This window comes from Aldersonia sp. NBC_00410 (assembly GCF_026342035.1).
Lineage (GTDB): Bacteria > Actinomycetota > Actinomycetes > Mycobacteriales > Mycobacteriaceae > Aldersonia.
In genome coordinates, this window is sequence record NZ_JAPENM010000001.1 from 620,139 (window position 1) to 643,532 (window position 23,394).

Annotated in this window: 24 protein-coding genes; 3 read left to right on the top strand and 21 right to left on the bottom strand. The window is 63.8% G+C overall.

Features of this window, described 5'->3' with window-relative positions; translation table 11 throughout:
- Positions 1 to 229 precede the first annotated feature (229 nt).
- The 15 genes from OG921_RS02920 to OG921_RS02990 form a co-directional block, all read right to left on the bottom strand.
- Entirely contained in the window at positions 230 to 934 is a 705-nt protein-coding gene (locus OG921_RS02920; RefSeq protein ID WP_266110826.1) for a DUF6390 family protein, read from the bottom strand.
- Entirely contained in the window at positions 935 to 2,011 is a 1,077-nt protein-coding gene (gene hypE / locus OG921_RS02925; protein WP_266110827.1) for a hydrogenase expression/formation protein HypE, read from the bottom strand.
- Positions 2,004 to 3,104 carry a hydrogenase formation protein HypD gene (gene hypD, locus OG921_RS02930; protein WP_266110828.1) on the bottom strand — a complete coding sequence of 367 codons (1,101 nt, stop codon included), beginning with the start codon at positions 3,102 to 3,104 and terminating at the stop codon, positions 2,004 to 2,006. The genes hypE and hypD overlap by 8 nt, the downstream gene beginning before the upstream one ends.
- Positions 3,104 to 3,424, bottom strand: a complete 321-nt coding sequence (locus OG921_RS02935; RefSeq protein ID WP_266110829.1) for a HypC/HybG/HupF family hydrogenase formation chaperone — start codon at positions 3,422 to 3,424, stop codon at positions 3,104 to 3,106. The genes hypD and OG921_RS02935 overlap by 1 nt, the downstream gene beginning before the upstream one ends.
- Before the next feature lie 9 nt (positions 3,425 to 3,433).
- Positions 3,434 to 5,650 (bottom strand): carbamoyltransferase HypF, encoded by a 2,217-nt coding sequence (gene hypF, locus OG921_RS02940; protein WP_266110830.1) that lies wholly within the window; start codon positions 5,648 to 5,650, stop codon positions 3,434 to 3,436.
- A complete protein-coding gene (locus OG921_RS02945) occupies positions 5,647 to 5,889 on the bottom strand; it encodes a HypC/HybG/HupF family hydrogenase formation chaperone (RefSeq protein WP_266110831.1) in 243 nt (80 codons plus the stop codon). The genes hypF and OG921_RS02945 overlap by 4 nt, the downstream gene beginning before the upstream one ends.
- 3 nt (positions 5,890 to 5,892) lie before the next feature.
- Entirely contained in the window at positions 5,893 to 6,354 is a 462-nt protein-coding gene (locus OG921_RS02950) for a hydrogenase maturation protease (protein WP_266110832.1), read from the bottom strand.
- 112 nt (positions 6,355 to 6,466) lie between these two features.
- Positions 6,467 to 7,597: a hypothetical protein gene (locus OG921_RS02955; protein WP_266110833.1), complete on the bottom strand. Its 1,131-nt coding sequence runs from the start codon at positions 7,595 to 7,597 to the stop codon at positions 6,467 to 6,469.
- On the bottom strand, positions 7,594 to 8,220 hold the full coding sequence (locus tag OG921_RS02960; RefSeq protein ID WP_266110834.1) for a DUF6084 family protein: 627 nt from the start codon (positions 8,218 to 8,220) through the stop codon (positions 7,594 to 7,596). The genes OG921_RS02955 and OG921_RS02960 overlap by 4 nt, the downstream gene beginning before the upstream one ends.
- On the bottom strand, positions 8,217 to 8,813 hold the full coding sequence (locus OG921_RS02965) for a DUF5947 family protein (RefSeq protein ID WP_266110835.1): 597 nt from the start codon (positions 8,811 to 8,813) through the stop codon (positions 8,217 to 8,219). The genes OG921_RS02960 and OG921_RS02965 overlap by 4 nt, the downstream gene beginning before the upstream one ends.
- The gene (locus tag OG921_RS02970) at positions 8,810 to 9,643 is read right to left on the bottom strand and encodes a NifU family protein (protein ID WP_266110836.1); all 834 of its coding nucleotides are present in this window, start codon (positions 9,641 to 9,643) and stop codon (positions 8,810 to 8,812) included. Before OG921_RS02970 ends, OG921_RS02965 begins: the two co-directional genes overlap by 4 nt.
- A gap of 1 nt (position 9,644) precedes the next feature.
- On the bottom strand, positions 9,645 to 11,441 hold the full coding sequence (locus OG921_RS02975) for a nickel-dependent hydrogenase large subunit (protein WP_266110837.1): 1,797 nt from the start codon (positions 11,439 to 11,441) through the stop codon (positions 9,645 to 9,647).
- 16 nt (positions 11,442 to 11,457) lie between these two features.
- The gene (locus OG921_RS02980; RefSeq protein ID WP_266110838.1) at positions 11,458 to 12,513 is read right to left on the bottom strand and encodes a hydrogenase expression protein HypE; all 1,056 of its coding nucleotides are present in this window, start codon (positions 12,511 to 12,513) and stop codon (positions 11,458 to 11,460) included.
- A gap of 110 nt (positions 12,514 to 12,623) precedes the next feature.
- Complete coding sequence (gene hypB / locus OG921_RS02985; protein ID WP_266110839.1) at positions 12,624 to 13,373, bottom strand: hydrogenase nickel incorporation protein HypB; 750 nt, start codon at positions 13,371 to 13,373, stop codon at positions 12,624 to 12,626.
- Between the two features lie 7 nt (positions 13,374 to 13,380).
- Positions 13,381 to 13,713 carry a hydrogenase maturation nickel metallochaperone HypA gene (locus tag OG921_RS02990; RefSeq protein WP_266110840.1) on the bottom strand — a complete coding sequence of 111 codons (333 nt, stop codon included), beginning with the start codon at positions 13,711 to 13,713 and terminating at the stop codon, positions 13,381 to 13,383.
- Between the two features lie 189 nt (positions 13,714 to 13,902).
- On the opposite strand from OG921_RS02990, the gene OG921_RS02995 reads away from it, so the two are divergent.
- Genes OG921_RS02995 through OG921_RS03005 form a run of 3 tightly spaced genes read left to right on the top strand, consistent with a single transcriptional unit; the run spans position 13,903 to position 16,113 of the window.
- Positions 13,903 to 14,184, top strand: a complete 282-nt coding sequence (locus OG921_RS02995; RefSeq protein ID WP_266110841.1) for a hypothetical protein — start codon at positions 13,903 to 13,905, stop codon at positions 14,182 to 14,184.
- Positions 14,185 to 14,186: 2 nt separating this feature from the next.
- Entirely contained in the window at positions 14,187 to 15,362 is a 1,176-nt protein-coding gene (locus OG921_RS03000) for a hypothetical protein (protein ID WP_266110842.1), read from the top strand.
- Positions 15,363 to 15,411: 49 nt separating this feature from the next.
- The gene (locus OG921_RS03005; protein WP_266110843.1) at positions 15,412 to 16,113 is read left to right on the top strand and encodes a hypothetical protein; all 702 of its coding nucleotides are present in this window, start codon (positions 15,412 to 15,414) and stop codon (positions 16,111 to 16,113) included.
- Between the two features lie 575 nt (positions 16,114 to 16,688).
- On the opposite strand, the gene OG921_RS03010 is transcribed toward OG921_RS03005, so the two are convergent.
- From OG921_RS03010 to OG921_RS26660, 6 genes are all read right to left on the bottom strand, one after another.
- Positions 16,689 to 17,909: an MFS transporter gene (locus OG921_RS03010; protein WP_266110844.1), complete on the bottom strand. Its 1,221-nt coding sequence runs from the start codon at positions 17,907 to 17,909 to the stop codon at positions 16,689 to 16,691.
- A 73-nt stretch (positions 17,910 to 17,982) separates the two neighbouring features.
- A complete protein-coding gene (locus OG921_RS26655; RefSeq protein WP_353962090.1) occupies positions 17,983 to 18,849 on the bottom strand; it encodes an aminoglycoside phosphotransferase family protein in 867 nt (288 codons plus the stop codon).
- Between the two features lie 4 nt (positions 18,850 to 18,853).
- Positions 18,854 to 20,005: a YcaO-like family protein gene (locus OG921_RS03015; protein WP_266110845.1), complete on the bottom strand. Its 1,152-nt coding sequence runs from the start codon at positions 20,003 to 20,005 to the stop codon at positions 18,854 to 18,856.
- Positions 20,006 to 20,014: 9 nt separating this feature from the next.
- Positions 20,015 to 20,995 carry a hypothetical protein gene (locus OG921_RS03020; protein WP_266110846.1) on the bottom strand — a complete coding sequence of 327 codons (981 nt, stop codon included), beginning with the start codon at positions 20,993 to 20,995 and terminating at the stop codon, positions 20,015 to 20,017.
- Positions 20,992 to 22,401 (bottom strand): MBL fold metallo-hydrolase, encoded by a 1,410-nt coding sequence (locus tag OG921_RS03025; protein WP_266110847.1) that lies wholly within the window; start codon positions 22,399 to 22,401, stop codon positions 20,992 to 20,994. The genes OG921_RS03020 and OG921_RS03025 overlap by 4 nt, the downstream gene beginning before the upstream one ends.
- Positions 22,398 to 23,171 carry a nitroreductase family protein gene (locus OG921_RS26660; RefSeq protein ID WP_353962089.1) on the bottom strand — a complete coding sequence of 258 codons (774 nt, stop codon included), beginning with the start codon at positions 23,169 to 23,171 and terminating at the stop codon, positions 22,398 to 22,400. The genes OG921_RS03025 and OG921_RS26660 overlap by 4 nt, the downstream gene beginning before the upstream one ends.
- Between the last annotated feature and the right edge of the window lie 223 nt (positions 23,172 to 23,394).

Below are 23,394 nucleotides of genomic sequence, written 5' to 3' on the forward strand. Positions count from 1 at the left end.
CTCCTGATCACTCTCCCCCCGGCGCAGCCGAGCGAGCTCTGCGTTTTGACCTACGTCACCGTAACCTACCGGCGAGTCAGAGAACAGATCGGTTGCCGATGGTTGTGGTCGTTGGCCGAAGCATTGCCGGTCTGCATCAATCTGAAACGTAATGTCTCCACTTGTCGCTAGTTCGGTGTGCCGGGACACATCGGCTCTGTACCCCGTTCGGACGTAGAAAACACCGAACTCAGCCTTCGGCAATCAATCGGTTGACCAGGTCGAGCGTCGCAGCGGTACCGCATTCCAGTGCCTCGGCATCCGCGTCGCCGAGCCGCCCGCACACCCAGTCCCAGTGCGCGGCGACCACATCGCCCCCGGCCGGCGCGGCGGTGAGCGCGGAGCCACCTTTGCGCCACCGCACGACCTCGGGCGCCGGTGCGCCCAGCTCGAGACGCCGCCCGTCATAGACCAGGGGCGACGACACCAGTTCGAGCTCATCTCCGCTGACGTGCTGCACCGTCCCCCAGCGGATACGACAGGACTGCAGCACGCGCAGCGGCGTCGCCGGATCACCGCGTCCGAGAAATCGCACCCACGGATACACAACGCAGACATGAAAGCTGTGGTGCGCGGTCGCGGTCGGCACGTCCGCGAGCAACCCGGTCGCCTGGCCGGCGAACGCGGCGCGCAGCCGGGCGAGTAGCACACCGGGATCGAGATCGTCGAGCAGCGGACTTCCGACCCAGTAGGTGCGCACGACCGCGGGATCAAGCGGTTCGGTGCCGATCGCGGCCGCGATGGCCTCCAGGTACGGCCAGGCGCCGTCGAATTCTCTTGCGCGGTCGGCGAGTTCGTCAAGACTGGCCGACTCCGGGCCGCAGTAGCCGAGCTCGTTGGGCGGGAACGCGTACCGAGCGAACAACTCGTGACCCTCGCGCAGCGATGTGCCCATTCAGCAGATCCGCGGAAGTTGCTCGCCCACAGGCAGATCCACCACCCGGGTGCCGCCGAGCGCGGTCCGAGTCACGACCATGCCTGGATGTTCCGCGACACAGGTGCCGATCATCGTCGCGCGGGTGCCGAGCGGATGCGCCCGCATCGCGTCGAGGACACGTTCGGCGTTGTCGGCGGGGACGAACGCGACGAGTTTGCCTTCGTTGGCCACATAGAGCGGGTCGAGTCCGAGCAGACCGCACGCGTCGCGGACCTCGGGTGGGATCGGCAGCGTCCGCTCGTCGAGCTCAACCCCGACGCCGGCCGCCTTCGCGATCTCGTTGAGCGTGGCCGCAACTCCACCGCGGGTCGGGTCGCGCAAGACATGCACGTCGGCACCGGTGTCCAGCATGGTCGCCACCAGCCCGTGCAGCGCGGCGGTGTCACTCGACACGGTCGTGCCGAACTCGAGCCCCTCCCGGCAGCTCAGCACCGCAATGCCATGCACCCCGATATCACCGCTGATCAGCACCGCGTCGCCCGCGGTCGCACGGTCGGGGCGGATATCGGCACGCGGGTCGACCAGCCCGATCCCCGCAGTGTTCACGTACACGCCGTCGCCGTGTCCGGCGTCGACGACCTTGGTGTCCCCTGTCACGAGCTTGACTCCCGCCGCCAGCGCGGCCGTGCCCAATGCTCGGGCGACATGCGCGATCTCGTCGAGTGCCGTCCCCTCTTCGAGGATGAACGCGGTCGAAAGCACCAGCGGCTGCGCGCCCGCCATCGCGAGATCGTTGACCGTGCCGTTGACGGCGAGGTCGCCGATGCTGCCGCCGGGGAACACAAGTGGCCGCACCACGAACGAGTCTGTCGAGAACGCCAGTCGCGTGCCGCCCACCTCGACCACCGCCGAGTCACCCATTGCGGCGTCGGCGGCGGGACCGAACGCGGGCAGGAACAGATGCTCGATGAGTTCGGCCGACATGGCACCGCCACCACCGTGACCCATCACGATGTTCGGCGAATCCCGCAGCGGGGCGGGACACACCCACGCCCCGGGGTCAATGGAGGCAGCATCGATCGACACTTCAGGCATTGGTCACCTCGAGCCGCCGGTACAGGTAGTACGCGGCGCACGCGCCCTCGGAGGAGACCATAGTGGCGCCCAGCGGATTTCGAGGTGTGCATTCCTTGCCGAATGCGGCACACTCGTGCGGCTTGATCAGACCCTGCAACACCTCACCGGAGCGGCAGATCGACGACTCCGCCGTGTGTAGGTCCTCGACGGCGAAGCGATACTCGGCGTCGAACTCCCGGTACTTCGGCGCAAGTCGCCAGCCGCTGCGTGGAATCATCCCGATGCCACGCCACGCGCGGTCGGTAACTTCGAAGACATCGGCCAGCATCGCCTTCGCCGGTTCGTTGCCCTCCGGCCGGACCGCGCGCGAATAGGCGTTCTCCATTTCGTGGCGCCCGGATTCGAGCTGGATGACGGTACGGCGGATACCCTCCAAGATGTCGAGCGGCTCGAAACCGGTCACCACGATCGGCACCCGGTACTTCTCGGTGAGCGGCGGGTATTCGGCAGTGCCCATCACACAGCACACGTGTCCCGCGGCGAGGAAGGCTTGCACCCGACAGTCGGGGGACTCCATGATGGCGGCGACCGCGGGCGGCACCAGAACATGCGAGACGAGCAGCGAAAAATTCTTTACCCCGAGCCGTTTGGCTTGATAGACGGTCATCGCGTTGGCGGGAGCGGTGGTTTCGAAGCCGATCCCGAAGAACACCACTTGCCGGTCGGGGTTGTCGCGCGCGATGTTCAGCGCATCCAGCGGCGAGTAGACGACGCGGACGTCGCCGCCCTCGCTCTTGATCCGGAACAGGTCCTTGCTACTACCGGGCACGCGCAGCATGTCGCCGAACGAGCAGAAGATCACGTCCGGCCGCGAGGCGATCTCGAGGGCCTTGTCGATAATCTCCAGCGGCGTGACGCACACCGGGCAGCCCGGACCGTGAATCATCTCGATCTCATCCGGGAGCAACTGGTCGATCCCGTGTCGGATGATCGAATGCGTCTGCCCACCACAGACTTCCATGATCGCCCAGCGCCGGTCGGTGGCATCGTGGATCTGGTCGAGCAAGTTGCGGGCCAGGTCGGGATTGCTGAACTCGTCGAGGTACTTCATCACTCCGCCCTTCCATTCGGCTGGGTCTTCCCGTTCGGGGTCGGCAGACCGGCCTGCTTGGCGGCGATCTCGAAGCCGTCGCCGAACTCCTCCTTCAACACGCCGAGGTGCTCGAACTCGGCCAGCGTCTGTTTCGCGGATTCCTCGTCGAGCCGCTGGATCGCGAAGCCGACGTGCACCATCACATACTCGCCGACGGAGGCGTCCGGGATGTATTGCAGGCAGACGTCTTTGCGGACGCCGCCGAAGTCGACTTCCGACATCAGCGTGCCGTCCCGATCCTCGAGGCTGAGGATCCTGCCCGGTACCGCAAGGCACATAGCGGCCTCCTAACTCGCGTTTCCGACCATGAGTTGTCCGAGCGCGAGCCCGCCGTCATTGGGCGGCACACGCTGGTGGGTGAGCACGTCGAACCCGCGTTCGGACAGCAACGCGGTCGTGCGGCGCAGCAGCGTCGGGTTCTGGAAGACACCGCCGGACAACGCAACGGTGTGCTGGCCGGCACGCTCGGCGAGCGCGACGATCAGCTGGGCGACGGCTTCGTGGAATCGGGCGGAGATGACGCCCGGTGCCACCCCGGTCCGCACGTCGTGGACGATTGCCCGCAACATCGCCGCCGGATCGAAACTTTCCGTTCCGAGGCCGAATTCGTAGGCGCCGGCGGCGATGCCGCGTCCGACACCCTCGAACTCGATTGCGGCCTGGGCCTCGTAGTCCGAGATCTGCCGCACCCCCGCGAGCGCGGCGACCGCATCGAACAACCGGCCCATGCTGGATGTGGGTACGCAGCGGAGCCCGGTGTCGAGTTGATGCGCCAGCACCCGACGTTCCTCGGGCGGGCACGCCGCCACTGCGGGCATGTCGTCGTCCCACTTGATCCCCGCGGCGTGCAGGTGTGCGAGCGCCATCCGATACGGCCGGCGAACGGCGAGGTCGCCACCGGCGAGTGGAACGTAGGCGAGGTGGGCAAGACGGTGGAAGCCCTTGTAGTCGGCGAGGAGCGCCTCACCGCCCCAGACCGCGCCATCCGGTCCATAGCCGGTGCCGTCGAACGCGAGTCCGGTGACCCGCTGCGATCCGTCGAGTCCGTGCTCGGCCATGACGGCGGCGATGTGGGCGTGGTGGTGCTGCACGGTCCGAACCGGTCTGGCGCCGGCGTGGCGGCGCGCCCAGTCGGCGGAGCGGTATCGCGGATGCGCGTCGGTGACCAGCAGGGTCGGAGTCACGCCGGTGAGTCGTTCCAGGTGCTGCTCGGCCGTGGCGAACGCCGAAAGGGTGGCGAGATCGTCCATGTCGCCGATGTGCCCGCTGAGCCAGGCGTAGCGGCCGTCGGCAAGAGCGAACGTATTCTTCAGGTCACCGCCGACCGCGAGCGTGGGTGCCACCGGCACCGGCAGCGCCACAGGTAGCGGGGCGTAACCGCGGGAGCGCCGGAGCGGGAATTCCGGGCGCAGCACGGAGTCGTCGCAGGGCACCAGGATCGGGCGGTCGTGGCGGAGTAATCCGTCGGCGATCCCGGCCAGGCGTTCGCGAGCGTCGTCGTCGGCGTGGCAGATCGGCTCGCCCGCCAGGTTTCCCGAGGTCATCACCAATGCGTCGGGCATGGGACCGTCGAGCAGCAGTTCGTGCAGCGGGGCGTAGGGCAGCATGACACCGAGGTCGGGATTGTGCGGTGCGACCGCTGCGGCGACGGGAGCGTCCTGTCGGCGGGGCAGCAGCACGATTGGGCGTTGCGCGCCGGTGAGCAGGCGGTCGTCGTCGATATCGACCAGCGTTCGAGCGGTGTCGAGGTCGCGCGCCATCACGGCGAACGGCTTGTCCCCGCGCCGTTTCCGCTCCCGCAGTGTGGTGACAGTGCCGTCGTCGGTGGCGTCGCAGGCCAAGTGATAGCCGCCGATCCCCTTGACGGCGAGGACCTTTCCGTCGCGGATCAGGTCTCGTGCGGCCGCGAGCGCGGCGTCTCCGGTGAGGTCGCCGAAGCGCAGCGTCGGGCCACAGTTCGGGCAGCAAATCGGCTGCGCATGGAAGCGGCGGTCGGCCGGGTCGGCGTATTCGCGCGCGCAGTCTGCGCACATGGCGAAGCCGGACATCGAGGTGCTCGGCCGGTCGTAGGGCAGCGCGGCGATGATGGTGAACCGCGGGCCGCAGTTGGTGCAGTTGATGAACGGATGTCGGTAGCGCCGGTTGGTGGGGTCGCGCAATTCGGCGCCACAGTCGGCACACATGGCGACATCGGGCGACGCGAGGGTCCGGCCGGCTCCGTGCTGGTTCGTGTCCGCGATGTGGAATCCGGTGCCACCGCAGGCCGGGAGGTCGTGAGGCGTCAGGGATTCGATGACGGCCAGCGGCGGCGGATTGCTCGCAAGTGTGTGCACGAACGCGTCGAGATTGTCCGTCTCGCCTTCGATTTCGATGAGCGCGCCGGATGGGTCGTTTCGCACCGACCCGCTCAGTCCGAGCGCGGCGGCGGTGGTGTAGACAAAGGGACGGAAGCCGACGCCCTGAACGACGCCGCGCACCTCGATCCTCCGCCGCCCCCGGCTCACGTCGAATCGCCTCGGCCCATCAGCTTCAGTCCACCGAGAGCGGCTTCTGCGCCAGCCTCGTCGGTTCGTTCCACGACGAAACCCAGGTGAATGATCACCCAGTCGCCCGGACCGAACGTTTCCTCCGGCAGCATTCCGACGTTGACCTTGCGTTCGGTGCCGTTGACGTCCACGATCGCGAGCATGTCGCCGTAGCCGTCGAGCATTCGCACCACCTGACCGGGGATTCCGAGGCACATCGGTCAGCCCACCAGGTCCGCGAGAACGGTGTCCAGCGCCTCGACCGCGGGACCAACCGCGGCCGACACCGGTTCGCTCAGCCCCATCCGTTCGCCGACATCGGCCGCCTCGCAGCCGACGACGACGGTGCGCGGCGGACTGCCGCCGAGCGCGCGCAGACTCACGAAGACGGCCGACGGGTCCATGCTGTGCGCGTCGAGTCCGGGTGTTCCGGGCAGCGTTTCGTGATCGGCCTCGAACACCCGCAGCGCACCGGGGTGACCGGTGGATGGCACCGCGTCGATGAGCACGAGCGCGTCCCAGTCGTCGAGAAGGTCGTACGCGAGGTGCATGCCGCGGATCCCGTAGTCCTCGATCCGCACACCGTCCCGCGCCGAACCGGTCGCGCGGCGTACCACCTCGGGCCCGAATCCGTCGTCCCCGAGGAAGATGTTGCCGATACCGGCGACCAGTATTCGCGTCACATCTGGCGGATCTTGAGGTAGCGCTGAATGTCCGGGATCGACCTGATGCCGATCACCACACCCAGTACGACGAGGGCTCCCGCCGCGAACGTTGCGAACTCACCGACGAATCTCATGGTTGCGCTCCTATCGGTTCGACTTCTTCTGGCGCGAAGTACAGGTAACGGCCGTACCAGTCGTGCAGATCGGCTGCCGGATCGTCCTCGACCACCACCGCGACGTGCTTCTGCCCGTCGACATCCTCGTGCACGGCCGTGACGCGGGCAGTCTTGCCGGCGAAGAACAGGTCCTGCGCGTCGGCACGCCGGGACGGATGCAGCCGCACCCGGCTACCTTTCGCAACCGGCACACCGTTCACCAGCACCGCATCTTGTTCGGGTTGGACGGCGTTGTCGGCGAACGGGTCCCACCAGTCGACGCCGTTGGGGACTTCCGGGATCAAGCCGTGCGGCTCGCGCAGGGTGCCGTGCAGACCTTGCATCGCCTCGGGCGTCATGGCGTCGCACTGGTCGATGATCGCGGCCGCGCGTGGATCCGTGGCGCGAGCCTGCGCCTTCTCCTCGTCGGTCATCGTCATGACCCGAAGCGTGAGGATTTCGTCGATCTCGGTCGCGTCGAACAGCGCGCCCTCGCTCTGCTCGGCGACCTCGGGATGGTCGTAAAGGATGATCGGCGAGATCAGCAGCAGGTCGTGGTCACCGGGCTTGCCGGCCAGGACGGGAAAGCAGCGGTGCTGGGTACACGCGGCGACCGCGGACTCGGCCTCGGGCGGCGGCTCCAGCAGCGAGACGAAATCGCCCTCGGCGATGACGTGCGTTCCGATCATCGGTTGGGCCGCATCGAGATTGCGGACGGTGAGGCTGACCTGCCACTGGTCGCCGATCCGTTCGCTGCGCAACGCGACTACACCCGTGACCGCTTCCGCGCGCACCGGCAGCGTCTCATCGAGCCCGGTCACGTCGAACGGACCGAACTCCAGCTCACATTCGACGCCCTCGTCCCACGCCGGCGTGTCCCCCTGCGCCTGCCTGTGCCGCAAACGCAGGAACCGCACGCAGAGCGAGATCTCGCCCGAACAGATGAATTGCGCCGACATCGAATCGGGTTCGTCGCCGCCGAGCACCCCCCACTGGAAGCGGGCGACGTTCTTCATCGAGTTGGCGCGGTACGGGTAGAGCAGATACCCCTCGTACAGCACCGCGTCAGCGATGGTGCGCGCTCGCTCCCAGCCTCCCGCGCTCATTGCGAGTCCCCGTTCGCGAGCAGCTTCTCTACGGCCTCGTCGAGCGACAGCAGCCCGTGTGCCGACTTGTATTCGGCGAGCGCAGTGACATTGTCGTGACTCAGCCGCACCCATCCGGCATGCGGGTAGTGCTGGTCGACGAGATCGCGCCAGACGGCAACGGGCATGTCGTAGTTCGTGTCCCGGTCCCACGGCACCTGTTGCACGGCAAAGCCGTTGTCCTTGACGAAGATCGTTCCGCTGAATAGGAACTGCAGTGGAACCGCGCCCTCGCGCAGCGCGTGCAGGTACTTCGACGCCGTGACCTCGAAGTCGTAGGTGCATTCCAGTGGCAGCGCGACGTCGGTCTCCGCGGTGAAGCCGGGCACCATCGCGGTCGTGTGCTGCCAGAGGAATGTCCGCTGCGTGTTGGCCCAGCGCTCACGTGGCCCGAACAGGTCGTGCAGGCCCGCCCCCTCGGCGTCGGAGTAGCTGCGCCGCAGCGGATCGATGCGGATCTGGGCGCGCAGCGCGATCGCGTGCACGGGCGACGAGGCCGTAACCGCCACCCGTGCAGTCAGCATGGGCGTCACCGCATACGGTTCGGGTGCGACGTCGATGACGGCGAAGCTCACCTCGGTCATGACGCCACCTTCGCCCTATCGGCGACGCCCGCGAAGAAGTCGTCGATGAACTGGTTCGCTTCCTGCCCACCGTCGAATCCGCGCCACAGCATTCGCAGCCGACCGACAAGTTCGTAGCAGGCGTCGATCGGCACCAGGTAGCACTCTTTACCGTGCACCAGCAGCGCCTCGACATCGTCGGCGAGCAGGTCGACACGCGGTTCGGCGGTACGCACCGCGTCCCAGGAATCCAGCGACAGCTCCGATTCCGTCGCCCCGGCCGAACCGGGATAGAACGCGACCATCCGATCGAGCGCCGAGTTGCGGAAAAAGAACGCCAGGCCAACCGGGATCTGCAACGCCGCCAAGTCGATTCGCGCGTCCGGAAAGGCCAGATACCGATCCGGAACCGACCGGTAGCGCAGTTCGGCGTGCTCATCGGTGAACAACAGGTAGCAGCCCCGGCACACGCACATCAGCTGCCGCCCAGCGACGTTGACGATATGCTGATGCTCGTCGGCGATCTGTTCGGCGCACATCTCGCAGCGCTCCCCCACCGGTTGCGGTGGGCGACCGGCCCGAATCTTGGCGAGCACGTCGAAGGGGGTCGTCATCCCGCGACCCCGGCCAACGAGAGCACGCCGTCGCGTTCGAGCAACGGCAGCGGATCGAGGTGCTGGGCGGTGAATCCGGCGCCGGCATGGACGACGTCGAACCCGGCGCCGCAGGTGCAGGTCAGCATCCCGCCGTCGAGCGTCGACCCCGCGAGGCTGCCGTCGCAGACCGGGCAGTGGTCGCGGTAGGCGAAGAGATCCGGACCGATCCGGCAAGCGAGGAACACCGTCTCGTTCACCGCGAAGCCGCCGACCTCGCCCGATCCGAGGGCGGCCACCTCCGGCACCGGGTGCCAGGAATGGTCGTGGTGCTCATGCCGAATGTGCTCGAACAGCGAGTCCGTTCCGATCACCGACGATTCCGGCTCGGCGGCAACCACTTCGATCGAGACGATCTCTGGCGCCGCCGCGCGCACCGCGTCCTCGACCGCAAGCTCGAGCGTGACCGAGGACGACGGGCAGGTCTTGCAACTGCCGCGCAGCTCCAAACGCACCACGTCACCGTCCACTTCGATGAGCGACACGTCACCGCCGTGCGAGCCGAGGTAGGGCCGCACGGTGTCGAGTGCGTCGGATACGCGCCGCTCGACCGAATGCGGGTGCAGCCCATGCACCAGCAGCAGGCTCGCGACGAGATCGTCCTTGACCAGCAGCTCGGGGTCGATCAATGACGTGATGCGTTGCAGCCCGGCACCATAGAGGTCGACGACCTCGCGCACCAGCTTCTCGGCACGCTCGCGCGCGAGCGCGCCACCGGACGCACTCGCATCCAGCAGCGTCGCTATGCGGTCCCCGGCCTCCCGCCACCTGACATCATCGTCGCGTGTCACTTCACTCTCCGGTCGGTGACCCAGTGGGCGAGTGCACCATCTCCAGCGTCTTGCCCTTGCCGAGATACATGTGCACACCGCATGGAAGGCAGGGGTCGAAACTGCGAACCGTGCGCATGATGTCGATGCCCTTGAAGTTCTCCCGGTCGTTCTCCTCGAAGATCGGTTGTCCTTGTACCGCATCCTCGTACGGACCCGGCGTGCCGAAGCTGTCGCGCGGGTTCGCGTTCCACGGCGTCGGCGGGTAGGGGTGATAGTTGGCGATCTTGCCGTCGCGGATCACCATGTGGTGCGACAGCACGCCGCGCACCGCCTCGGTGAACCCGCACCCGATGCCTTCGTCGGGCACCTCGAACTTCTCCCACGTCTTGGTCCGGCCGGCGCGGATCTCGACGAGCGCCTTCTCCGCGAAATGCAGCGCGCAGGCTGCGGCATAGGCCTGGAAGTAAGTTCGCGCACGGTTGCGTTCGATGGTGTTGCTGCCGTGTTCGGGGATCTTCCACTCGAACTCGACCGGTCCCTTCAGTGCGGTCTTGGGCAGGTTGATCTGCACGCTGTGACCGGTGGATTTCACGTACCCGATGTCCACGAGGTTGGCGAGCGCCGTCGACCAGAGCCGAGCGAGCGGGCCGCCGCCGGTGTCGAGCGCGAGGTGGTCCTTGCCGTCGTACCAGCGCGGCGACATCACCCAGCTGTACTTGTCCTCCAGGTCCCGCTTCTGTGGCTTGGGGTTGGTGTGCTGGTTCCAGGGGTGGCGCCGGTCCACCGGGTTGCCGAGCGGATCCCTCTCGACGAAGGTCTCCTGGTCGGTCCAGTCGTCGTAATACGAACTGCCCAAAAGAATCCGGATGCCGAGGTTGATGTCCACCAGGGACGTGGTGACCAGCTTGCCGTCCACCACGATGCCCGGGGTGACGAACATCTTGCGTCCCCAGTCCTCCATGTCCTTGTAGGCGAAATTGCAGAACTCCGGGTCCTGGAACGAGCCCCAGCAGCCGAGCAGGGTGCGGCGCAGGCCGACCTTCTCGTAGCCGGGTAGCGCCTCGTAGAAGAAGTCGAAGAGGTCGTCGTGCATGGGGACGACCTTCTTCATGAACTCGACGTAGCGCATGAGCCGAGTGATGTAGTCGGTCATCAGCTGGATCGTGGCGACGGTGCCGACCCCGCCCGGGTAGAGCGTGGATGGGTGGACGTGGCGTCCTTCCATGAGGCAGAACATCTCTCGCGTGTACCGGCTGACCTGCAGGGCCTCACGGTAGAACTCGCCGGTGAACGGATTGAGCGCGCGCATGATGTCGGCGATGGTGCGGTAGCCGTGCGCGTCGGCGTGCGGGGCCTGGGTGTTCTCGGCCTTGGCGAGCACACCCGGATTGGTCTCGGAGACCATCTTTTCGCAGAAGTCCACACCGACCAGATTCTCTTGGAAGATGTTGTGGTCGAACATGTATTCGGCGGCCTCGCCGAGGTTGACGATCCATTCACCGAGGTGCGGAGGTTTGACTCCGTAGGCCATGTTCTGCGTGTAGCAGGAGCAGGTGGCGTGGTTGTCGCCGCAGATGCCGCAGATGCGACTGGTGATGAAGTGGGCGTCGCGAGGGTCCTTGCCCTTCATGAAAATCGAGTAGCCGCGGAAGATCGACGATGTGCTCTTGCACTCGACGACTTCTTTGTTTTCGAAATCGATCTTGGTGTAGATGCCGAGGCTGCCGACGATACGAGTGATCGGATCCCACGCCATTTCGACGAGGGCACCGGGTTCAGCGTTCATCTGCGACGGCTCGGGGATGATCTGAGTCATCGTGTCTTCTTTCCTGTTACCAGGTGCGGGTCGCTCCGGTGACGAGTTCCTTGCCGCGGTGCCGCCAGCGCGGCTCCTTGTCGACAGTGCGCCCAGTGACGTTGCGCAAATTGCGGATGACCGATCCGTACAGCCCCGACGCGGTGGTGGAGAACTTGCCGCCGGGCGGTTCGTCCATGAACGGCTGGAACTTGTCCGGGAATCCGGGCATGGTGCAACCGATGCAGATACCACCGACGTTCGGGCAGCCGCCGACACCGTTGATCCAGCCCCGCTTGGGCACGTTGCATTTGACGACCGGTCCCCAACAGCCCAGTTTCACAATGCATTTGGGTGAGCCGTACTCGGTGGCGAAATCGCCCTGCTCGTAGTAGCCGGCTCGGTCGCAGCCCTCGTGCACGGTGGCGCCGAACAGCCACTTCGGACGAAGAGCGTCGTCGAGCGGGATCATCGGCGCCTGATCGGTGGCCATGTAGAGCAGATATGTGAGCGTCTCGGACAGGTTGTCCGGATGAGTGGGGCAGCCGGGCACGCAGACAATCGGGATGCCCGCTTTGCTCTTCCAGTCCCAGCCGAGGTAGTCCGGCACACCCATCGCCCCGGTCGGGTTGCCTGCCATGGCGTGAATGCCGCCGTAGGTTGCGCAGGTGCCCGCGGCGACGATGGCGGTGGCCTTCGGCGCGAGGCGATCGAGCCATTCGCTGGTGGTCATCGGCTGACCGGTGGCGGGGTTGTTGCCGAACCCGCACCAGTAGCCTTCGTCGTGGAGTTGTTCGTTCGGGATCGACCCCTCGACGACCAGTACGAATGGATCCAACTCGTCGCGATCGGCTTTGAAGAACCATTCGAGGAAGTCATCGGCTCCCCCGTTCGGTCCGCATTCGAAGTCGATCAGCGGCCAATGGACGGCGATTTTCGGGAGCCCGGGGAGCGCGCCAAGGGCGATTTCCTCGACACTCGGTTGGGTGGCGGCAGTCAGCGCCACCGAATCGCCGTCACAACTCAAGCCGGCATTGATCCACAGCACGTGGATCAGAACCTCTTCTGCTTTGACTGCTGCCTCGCTGGGCATGGGCTGCAGCTTTCCGGGGCCGGGCCTGTCGGACCCCTGCCCTACCGGAGTCGACCTTCGGCCCACTTGCGCAGGGCTAGGTCTGTCTCTACTCCGGGCAGATGATCATGTCAACGGGCGGTAGCCGAAACTTCGCTCGTGCGGGTCGCGATCCAGTCGTACCAGCGTTGCAGGCCTTCGCCTTTCGTTGCGGAGAGCGGGATTATCTCGACACCGGGATTGACCGAGCGCGCGTAGGCCGAGCACGCGTCGAGGTCGAAGTCGACGTAGGGCAGCAGGTCGGTCTTGTTGATCAGGACCAGGCCGGCGGCGGCGAACATGTGCGGGTATTTCAGGGGCTTGTCGGTGCCCTCGGTGACCGAGATGATCACGACCTTGCAGTGTTCGCCGAGGTCGAAGAGGGCAGGACAGACCAGGTTGCCGACGTTCTCGATGAAGAGGATCGAGTTGGGTGCCGGGTCGAGGTCGTGCAGCGCGTGGTGCACCATGTCCGCGTCGAGGTGGCAGCCCGCGCCGGTATTGATCTGGACGGCGTTGGCGCCGGCGGCCGTGATCCGATTCGCGTCGAGCAGCGTTTCCTGGTCGCCCTCGATGACGGCGATCGGGCGGTCGAGGTCGCGGATCGTTCGCTCGAGGAGGGTGGTCTTGCCCGCGCCGGGCGAGCTGGTCAGGTTGAACGCGAGAATGTTGCGGTCGGCGAGGTGGGCGCGGTTGTGCTCGGCGAGCTCGTCGTTCTTGGCCAAGATCTTCTGCTCGAGCGTGATGGTCTCTGTGTGGTCGTGCTCGTGGCCGTGGCTGTGTTCGTGTTCATGGGTCGCCGGAGGTGCCTCGGGATTCCCGCAGCCGCAGGTGGCGCACATGGTCGGGTCACTTCACTTCCATGGAGAGGATCTTCAGTTGCCGCCCGGAGATGACCCGGACGTTCGCGCTCCCGCAGTTCGTGCAGAGCAGGATCGGGTCTGGGAGCTCGAAATCTCGTTCGCAGGTCTTGCAGTGGGCGCGGCCCTTGGGCATGTCGATGTGCAGCTGGGCGCCCGCGGCGATCGTGCCCTCGGTGGCGAGGTCGAAGCAGAACTGCATGGCGGCGGGGATGACCGCGGTGAGGGTGCCGACTTCGACGTTGACCGCAAGCACGCGGCGGCCGGCGGCGTGGGTGCACACCGCGTCGACGACGCTCTGCGTGATGGCCATTTCGTGCATGGGTGGCCGTTCGTTGGGGTGGTTTCAGGGTAGGGCGGGGGTGAGGCGGGGCACAACCGGCGGGGTCTGCGCAGGTGGCGGGGTGTGGCCTTCGGGTATTCTGGCCGCTGTCGCGCGCGTGGTCGCGCGGTCCACGGGGGATTGGAAAATCGTGGCGCGCGCTGTGCGCCCGAATTCGGGGGTATTGCAATGACTCGGCACGTCGATATGCAGGCGCTCGACGCGATCGCATCGTCGTTGGGCTCGGCGAGTCAGGATCTGGACGGAGTGGGAACAACAGTTCCCAGTGGTGTGGACGCCGGGGATGCGACCGCGGCGGTGCTCGGGATTCTGTCGCGCCTGGTGCAGGACGCCGGCCAAATGGTCGTCGGACTCGCCGCCGCAAGTGACGCCGTGACCGACGCCAATGCGAAGTACCGCACCCAGGACGCGGAAATGGCGGATGACCTGATCAAGAGCTGGACCGAGTAGCAATGCCGATCGACACATCCATCAAGGGCAACCCCGAGAGCATCCACGGGGTCGCCGACTGGTTGCGGTCATCGCTGAAGCCCAAGCTGGATTCCGGTGTCGACGCGATCGACCGGTCGCGCAGCACGGCCGAGGGTGGCTGGGACGGCGACGCCGGGGACTCGTTCGTCACTCGGATGCGATCCGGCGGTACGCACGCCGACGACCTTGGCTCCGCCACCGCGAACTGCGCAACCAGCCTCGACACGGCTGCCGGTGCGATGCGCCGCGCGCAGGACGAGATGCGCGCGGTGTGCGAGGACGCCGCCGCGGCAGGGCTGATCGTCATCGATGGGGTCATCGGTGAGCCCGGGGCCGCGCCCGCGGACCCAGGGGACCCGCCAACTGGTTCCGCCGCGACGCCGGAGGCTGTGTCTTCGTATAACGCGGCCGTGACGTTGGCTGCGGAGTATGAGGCGAAGGTTCGGGCGTATGAGGCGGCGCAGCATGCATCCGATGCCGCGGAGAAGTCGTGGAAACTCGCGCTGGACACGCTGAAGAACGTATGGGCAGACCTGACCAGCAAGTGGTTCTTCGTGGTGAGCGACCTCATCAATGGCGGCGCCGAAGCTATGGGTGCGGCGCACGCTTCAACACTTCTGAAGAAATCGGAGTTCCTCGCTGAGAACTCCGCGAGGTACCTCCAACTGGCGAAGACCGCACCCGCCGGAACACCGGCCGCACTGGTCTACCGCGACTTCGACCTGTCGCGGCAGCTCGCGTATTCGGCCGACGAGGCTGCCGAGGCGGCCTCGACCAGCGAATCCCGCGCAGGGCGCATCGGGCTGAAGGTGGGCGGTGCACTGGCCGCGGCCGGAGTTGCCTACGACATCTACAAAGGCAAGGACGTCGACCAAGCGATCGTGGCCGGTGGCGTGGGTTTTGGCGCTTCAGTGCTTGCCGGCGCAACGGCAGGCGCAGTAGTCGGGTCGGCAATTCCCATCCCCGGGGTAGGCACCGCCGCCGGCGCCCTTGTCGGTGCGACCGCAGGGATCTTCGCTTCCGGGGCCGTCGACTCCATCTACCAGAATGGAATCGACGACGTTGGTGAGGTCGCCAGCGACGGCGCCGACGCAGTCGTCGATACCGGTGCCGCGGTCGGTAACCTCGTGAAGGGTGCGTGGGATGCGGTCTTCTGAGCGGAAGCTTCCACCGGAGTGGCCGACCATTCGTACGCGCGGATTGCGCTTGTACGCCGGCACGGCTTTCTTTGCGTTCGCGGTCTTCGTGTGTCTCTTCGTCACCGCAGGCGCTGCGATGTCGGGTGACTACTCGGGGATCAAGTACACCCTCGCGTTCGCGCTATTCTTCGCGACGATTCCGCTGTACGGCTGGTCTGCGGCGCCGAAATCGAACGGGTCACTGCGAGTCGAGGATTCCGATGAGGGCAGCATCGTTCGCGACGCGTGGCAACCGTTCGCCGCGCTGCTCGCCATGACATTCTCGATGGGTTTGCCATTCGCGTTCGGGGCCTACGATTCGCTCCCGCACCCCTACCGTTGGGACGGACTGGGCGGAACGGTCTTCTTCGGCGTTGTCGCACTGGTCTTCTGGAGCTATCCGATCGCCGCGGCCGCGGGGCGCTTGCGGCCTGGGTCGATCACGTTTACGTCCGATGGGGTTCGCCAGCGCGGCTGGAGCTACGAGTCGTTCCTTCCCTGGGAATCGATTGCCGGCTCGACGGCGGCGTACAACGGGTATCCGTCGACGCTGATCATCGGATATGCGAATGCACAGTGGGAGCGGACGTACACCGTCGGGCGGTTTTGGCGGATCGATCGGCTGCCGCCGGTTCCGCTGGTCGAGGTCGATCACCGGCGGATGCGGGATGATGCGGTGTTGTTGCACGAGTTTGTGATTCGGGCCGTCGGCGAGACCTCCGTGGGTTGATCGCCGGCCCGAGGACTCGGGGCCGCAGCCTCCCTTCATTCATGACGGCAATGGAGTACCCAGGAAATCGCTGTATCACCGCCAGCTGGTACCCGAGCACTCTCTCGAAGATGTTGGTTATCAACTCGAGGGGGCCGACCGTGGGCGACGAGTTCCTGTTCGGCCTTTGGAGAACACCGAGAAGATGCGCTCCTCTTGACGCATAGACGCGTAAGGCCCTCCTCGTGATGCCCCGCTCGGAAGCGGCCGTTGTGTCTACTACGCTGCTCCGCTGCATTGAGCAGCGGTTGTTTCGACCGACACAGAACGACCGACAATTGTTTCGTGGGTGCAGTCAGTACGAATATCCGTGCCGACTCTCCATGTGCCCGTCGGAATGCATCCAAGATTTGCAGACATAAACCGCTGCGAGGTTGCGGTCCTGCTCTGGGATCCACCAGGGCGCAGCCAACCCATACTCAACCGTCACACCTTCGGCGGCCACCTCGCTACTTATCCACACACTTGGCGGGTCGCCGGTGAAGTGCCAAGTTTCTCCGTGCAGCGGACCGCCATAGAATTGGATCCGGGGATCTTCAGGGGACATTGGGCACCTCGGTCTTTGTTAGTTCCAGATTGCGGAGGTCTGGACTTGCGAGTGCCAACAGGCAGACGACCGCGGTGAACACGCCGACGACCTGCATAGCCGCCGCGACGCCGACAACGGCGGCTATCCCGCCGGTCAGGAGGTATCCGACTGGCAATAGGCTCGTAGTAGCCAACAGCTCGAAAGATGCGATCCGGGAGAGGACCGCGCGAGGCACGGCCCGTTGCACCAGCGTGCTGGACAATACTGCGTACACAGTCAATGAGGCGCCCGCGCAGAACTGCAACATGGAGATGGCGACGACGGGTAACCCCGATGCCAGGAACAGCGGCTGTGCCGAGAGCGCGCCCAACAGCACTGCGCACCAAACCGCGGGTCTGTGTGGCGCCATGCGTGTTGCGAGCACACCGCCCAGGATGCCGCCGAGCCCGAACGCCGTTACGAGCACACCCCACGCCTTCGGACCTCCGAGCGATTCCTCGGCCAGACCAGGGCCAAGGCTGAAGACGGCAGATAGTGACAGCAATTCGAAAAGTGCTGAAATAACAAACAAGATCAAGAGCCAACGTCGGCGTGTCAGATTCGCCCAACCCTCTCGCAGGTCGGTGAATACCGAACGTCGCGTGGTTGGTTGCCTCCGCAACCGCGGCAGGCGGGCGAGAAAGAATGCACTGACGGCGAATGTTGCGGCATCGATCGCAAGCCCGAGCGCTCCGAGCCCAGTGCCGACTAACAGGCCTCCCATAATGGGACCGGCGACCATTCCCGTATTGACGGTGCTACCGAGCCAACCGTTGGCCCGTTCCAGCGCGGCTTCGGGGACAAGTTCGGGCATGAGCCCGGCGGCGGCCGGCTTGAACAACGCCTCGGCCGCGCCAAATACGAGTTGCAGGATCGCAAACGAGATCACCCCTGCGTGTCCCGTAAAGACCAATGCCGCGGTTGCTGTCTGCGTCATGAACCGAACAACGTCGGATATCACCATTAGTCGCCGACGGTTGCTTCTATCTGCGAGCACTCCGCTATACAGCACCACCAACGCGTATCCCACAGCACGCGCGGCGAGCACGACCGCCAATCCCGATACCGAGACTCCGATCATGAGCAGGGAGAACGGAACCACCACATAGCTGATGCGGTCGCCGATTGCGGAAACGCCTTGTGAGACCAGCAGCTTTACGTAGCCACCACGCCACCAATCACGCGACACTGCACCTTCTCCGCCGCGCGGCGCACCTTCCAGAGTTGACTCACTGTCTCGACCAGTACTCACTATCCCCCTCTTACCGCTCTTCGATCATCGACACGGAATGCAGCACCGTCCGACCAATCTTCGCAATGTGCTCTCGCACCTGTGGTAGCGAGATCGTGCATCGATCTGAGGGGCCGGGCACTGGCGTCCGCACCAGGTCGGCTAGCCCTTTAAGACCCGCAAGCAATGAATAGCGAGCCCTCTCCCTGCTTGGCGGCACCAACGTCGTGCTGCAGGACGCGTACGTCGCATAGTCCCAGTGTGCAGTCCCGAGTCGCGCGTCCGCCCAGTCGATGAATATAGGTCCCGCCTCAGCAGAGAATAGAATGTTACCAAGGTGGAAGTCGCCGTGCACTAACTCGAGTGGGCCTTCCAGACTGGCGTCCACGCTGTCGAATAGGTCCGTGCTGTCCTGAAGTTTGGCTTCGAGTAGTGCCGCCAATCCGGCGTCGAGCCATCCCCCGGAATAAGAGCGACATGTGCGGACTATCGTTTCGGCACATTCACGCGCCGAGATCAATGGAATCTCCATTGCCTCGCACGGTTTGGCTAGTTCGGTGCAGATTATGTTTCTAAGTTCAAAAATTGATTCGTCATCGATGCCGCTTACAGCCGATTGGGGAACATCCTCCAGAATAACAACACCAAGCTCGGGCTCGCAGCCCACCAACCGGGGGACGCCCGTCAGCCGTCTGTCGTGCGCGGCGGTGAGAATCTTCGATTCCGTATCCCGATCCGGAAGTACGCTGATCTTTATCCAATACACCCCTGTGCTGGTCTCTACTTGTGCTGTTGCTGACCATGGCGTTATCGATTGCCGCTTTAGAATAAGCCTCCCAGAATCCAGTTCGGTTCTGGCCCATTTCATCGCCCTACTCAGATCTTGACAAGCAACCATGGAATCAGCCCAGCGGGTGTGGTAGTGGTGGCACCGAATCGAGCGTTCGTCCGCGTTCGTCAAGTCGACTACGCAGGACAGGATGAGCTAGTCGTCGTCCACGACCCGTTGACGGGAATGGCAGAAGATCCTCGCTGAAAACTTGTATGTGGTGCAATCCGTACACATCCAACAGTGGACTGTGTCGTTCTGCGATCCACAGGCGCGCCTCCGCCTCGGCTAAAGCCTGCAGCGGGCAACATGAAGACGCTGACGGACTGGCGATTGGATCGGCGGACAGGTTGAGTCGGCGCAGGATCGCGCCGGCGCCGGACGGTTTGAGAAAAGTGGCAAGATCACCGCCAATATCGGCACCGGCAGCACGCCAGACCTCGAATCCCTCGATCGCCTGAACTATCTCGTGCGCGGCGGCACGTGCTGCACCTCCAATCGCATCTGCCATACCGTTAGCATTGCCGAGTCCGATAATTGCGGCCGCGGCCTTATCTGATCGATTCCGCCGGACCGCGACGGCGAGAACAACCGGTAGCGCATGGGTTGAGGGCAGTAGGTGTGCGGTCAATTCCCAGCCCTGCGATTCAAACCACTCCCGCAGACTCGACCAGGCAGCGTCGGTCGGCCGGACGGGCAAACTTTCGTCGAGTTCGTACCACCACGTCACAAAGGCATGCCGTTCCAACAGTTCGGCAACGGCCTTGCGCAACGATTCCTCCCGACTATGAGCAACTGCGGCACCGTTGCTGGTTGGCCGGTAGAAGCCGGACTCCGACCATCCCGGCTGGTGCATCCATCGCCTCGTTCCTTCGAGATCTGTGGAGCGAATCCAGCCGACCGGACAGTCGAGGTCATAGCGGAGGACCTTGGCGGGTTCGTCGCCAGGGATGTCGAGGCCGAAAGACTCTGGAAGTAAGCATGTGTCGCCGAGTTCTCGCACTGTGGCGTAGATATCGGGAACTGCGGTGAAGAGGACCACCCTTTCTATCCACTCCCCCACGGCTGACCCGATTCGCTGTTCGCGGGCAGAGCCCTTGCCGAGGGCCGTCACTCGTCCGCCTTGTGCTACGACGATCGGCAACCCTGCGAACGTCTCGAAGCCATCTAGTTGTTCGGGCGTGATCAGATTGACCCGAGGTGCGCTGTACGTACGCCACTGCATATATGGTTCCTATCGTGGTTCGAGGATGTCCTGGTGCCACGCGCTCGTGGCCTCCACAACATCGCGAACCGCTGATATTGCGGTATCGAGTTCCGTACGCGGTATTTGACCGCGATTCAATATCACTGCAGCCCCGAGTCCACTGTGACCCGCAGACAAATTCTCGACAGCGTGCCACCAAAGTGGCTGGATCGATCTTCTACTGAATCCGTGCGATCGGAGCAGGCTGCCGAATAGAGGGTCGTCGTTCATGTCGGTGCACAGTGGAGGCCGCTCGATGAAGAGCATCACCGCCGCATAGGCAATTGCGCTTGCCTCTGCGGCGGATCTTAGGGCGCTAATGAATCGCGCTGTAGCTTTTGCGGGCGGCCGAAGGTCCACCGTCTTGAAGTCGAGTCCGAACTGATGAAGTGCGGGTCGGTAGATTCGCCAGTGCCAGGATTCGTCCTCGTAGAAGCGTTGCCAGAGCAATCGCTCAGCAGCACTCATGGCGTGGCCGAACACGGGCGCAATGTGTGTCGGTGCGCTTTTCGTATAGTGGTAGTTCTCGACTAGCCACTCGACTACAGCCGACTGTGCGTACTCGCCGGCGATTAGCCTATTCAAAGCGTGGCTACTCGGGAATGCCTTCACCTCGTGTTGATGGATTGTGTCGATAACGGTCGTCAGCGTGTTTAACGCCGACACAAATTCCGCCGTATCGGAAGGCACAGCATCGGACAGGAATCCGCAAGCGGCCAGCTTTTCCATTAGCTGCCGCCAGCACAGCGCGAGCCCAGCGGTCGACATTCCTGCCCCCTGACCCCCCAATGCTCGCTGGAAGGGCGCACAAGCGTCCACGGGTAAGCTTATCTCAAGGGCACAGCCGTTGCGGAATAGTTTGATCCCTACCGGCGTGTTGGTGATTACGGTTTCCGGTGCGAGCCGTACAGATTCGGGCAGCAATAGCACGAAACCCGATTGTTCTGGAATCGGGAGAACCGTCTTCATTGGCGCACTTCCTGAACTGACATACTCTGTGCACATACTTCAACTAGCCTGTGGCGGTACGAATCCCTAAACTCGTGCGGTTGTAGGCGTGGCCCAAACGGAAGAAACATCGACGTGTGCAGCGATGATCCAATTGCGGCGGGTGCGTTACTCCATCTCCGGACGGCGGTTTCATACACTAGATATGGTTCCTCTTTGCCATCGGCTAGAAGCAATAGATCTGAAGCCCATATCTCGACCCCCCCTGCAGGATCGCGACGCAAGTCCGTTCCGGTCGGCGCTGGAACGAACTCGAGGAATCCTGGATCAAAGATGAAGTTTCGACTACCACCGTCGTCACGCAGTCGTAGTGCCACTGTTGGCAGCAAAGTATTTGCTGGATCCGATGCCAATTCGAACAATTTCCTGACGAGAAGTGGGGCATGGGCGTTTAGTAATTGACCAAACCGAACTCGTACAAATTCAATCGCCCGTTGCATTTCTTCCCTGGATAACGCTTTCACTCCCGACCACGGGTTTCCTGCTATTGCTCTCGTGTAGCCGGAGTAGTCGCGAGCCGTAGTCGGTCGGAGTGAGATATAGTTAGCGATTGTTCCGTCCGCAGACTCTCCGCCGAGTCCGATTCGCGTGCCCGGAAGTGGGGCTGACCAATCGATATGCGGGTACGTACGAGAAAGCAAAGGCAGCATGCTGTCGTGGGTGACATTAAAGAATCGATTGTTCAGTTCAGAATACATGGGTGGATAGCTCCATCCTTGGCCGCTGAACACAACTCGTGCGGGGTTCAGCTTCTCGACGCCTCCGACGAGCGTCGTCAGCATCTGCCCGGTAGCAAAGCGATCTGTTCCGACTACGCCGGTCAGCTCCGGCAAAGGTTCCAAATAGTTATTTGTAAAGTTGTCCACCGACCGCTGCGGGCAATATTCTCGGAGCCATTCGATTGTCTTGGCATGAGGCATGCCATCGACACTCGTAAAGAAACTCGTGCCGTCGTCTCCTTGCACTACAAACCCGTAGGCGTCGGGCTCCCACAACGACCAGTCCAGGGGCAAGACCGTAACACGCACCCCAGTAAATTCCAGCACCTGGAAGGGGCGTATCCGCGATACCGAGTAGCCCATTTCGACGAGAAGTTCGTACATCGAGCGACTGCTTCGGTCGGACACGTAGACCGTCCCCCGCCATGGCATTCGATGAAGGGTGTCGATATCAAAATGGTCAGAGTGCTCATGGGAGAGAATTATTCCCACGATCGGACCAAGCGCCGACGGGTCGACTTCCCGGTCCGGCCAGACCGGTAGTTGGACGCCAGCGTTGCCAATCGAGCGGAAGACTGGGTCAATGAGGACGTGGCCATGTAGTGATTCGACGGACCAGCCTTGATGGCCCAAATACGTGACGATCATTGCATTCTCTCCGAATCTATCGGTCGCGGGCGGCCTACAGCGACTGCAACGACAGGAACGCCGTGCCGATCGACGACAGCCTCGGTAGTCCCTTCGGCGGAAACAGCCGACCAGTATGGCTCGTCGAATACTGAGCCGAGGACACACGTCCCCAGGTTGCGATTTGTCGCAAACAGAACGATGTTCTGCAACGCTTGACCTGTTTCCAGGAGGCCTAGGTCGTATGCATTCGCGTATTTTCTTCGCCTTTTCATATGGACGCACAGAAGCAGGATGGCGGCCGGTGTTGTTATATCTTTCATGTCGACCAAGGTTCTGAGTTGCTCGAAGGAAATTCGGCTCAAGCGGTTCAATGATCGGTCGTCGGGTGTGATTTCGTACATTCCCTGTTCGAGCATAGCCCCGTTCAAGTGCACAGTGTTTATCAGTAGCATTGTAGAAATAGCCGAGATATTTCCCGGTGTAGCAAATGCGGGGCGACCGTCCGAGCCTCGGAGGGACGAAAGGACGACGTCGAGTAATTCGGATGCGTCGAGTGAGGCTGTTGCGAAGGTTCGGCAGGTCCTTCGTGAGTCGATCAACGCAGACAACGATGAGGTGGGCTGCCCAAGAGAATCTCTCGTTGCAACAGTCACCGGGCATCCGATAAAGGAACCCTGCGGCAATGTTGCACAACCGCGTGAAATGCGATGCATTGCGACCTCGGTCTCTGTCCAGGTGGCTGCGCGCAGTGCTTCATCTGCGGCCACACTTGATGCGGGCGATCTCATACTTCCTCCGGAGCCAGGAAGGCGTCTCGACGACTGAGTGGGCGTTGTCGGGGGCGCCTCGATTATTTCGGGCCGCGTGCAACGGATATTGCGCAAGCGTGACTGAGCATGCCCGATGTCTCGGTAACTACGGCCACGGCGCCGTAGCCTACAGCCGCGCCGCGGGTATATACCCCCGCAGCAGGACCCGATCTATGTGTACAGGGATTTGCGCGTGCTTAAC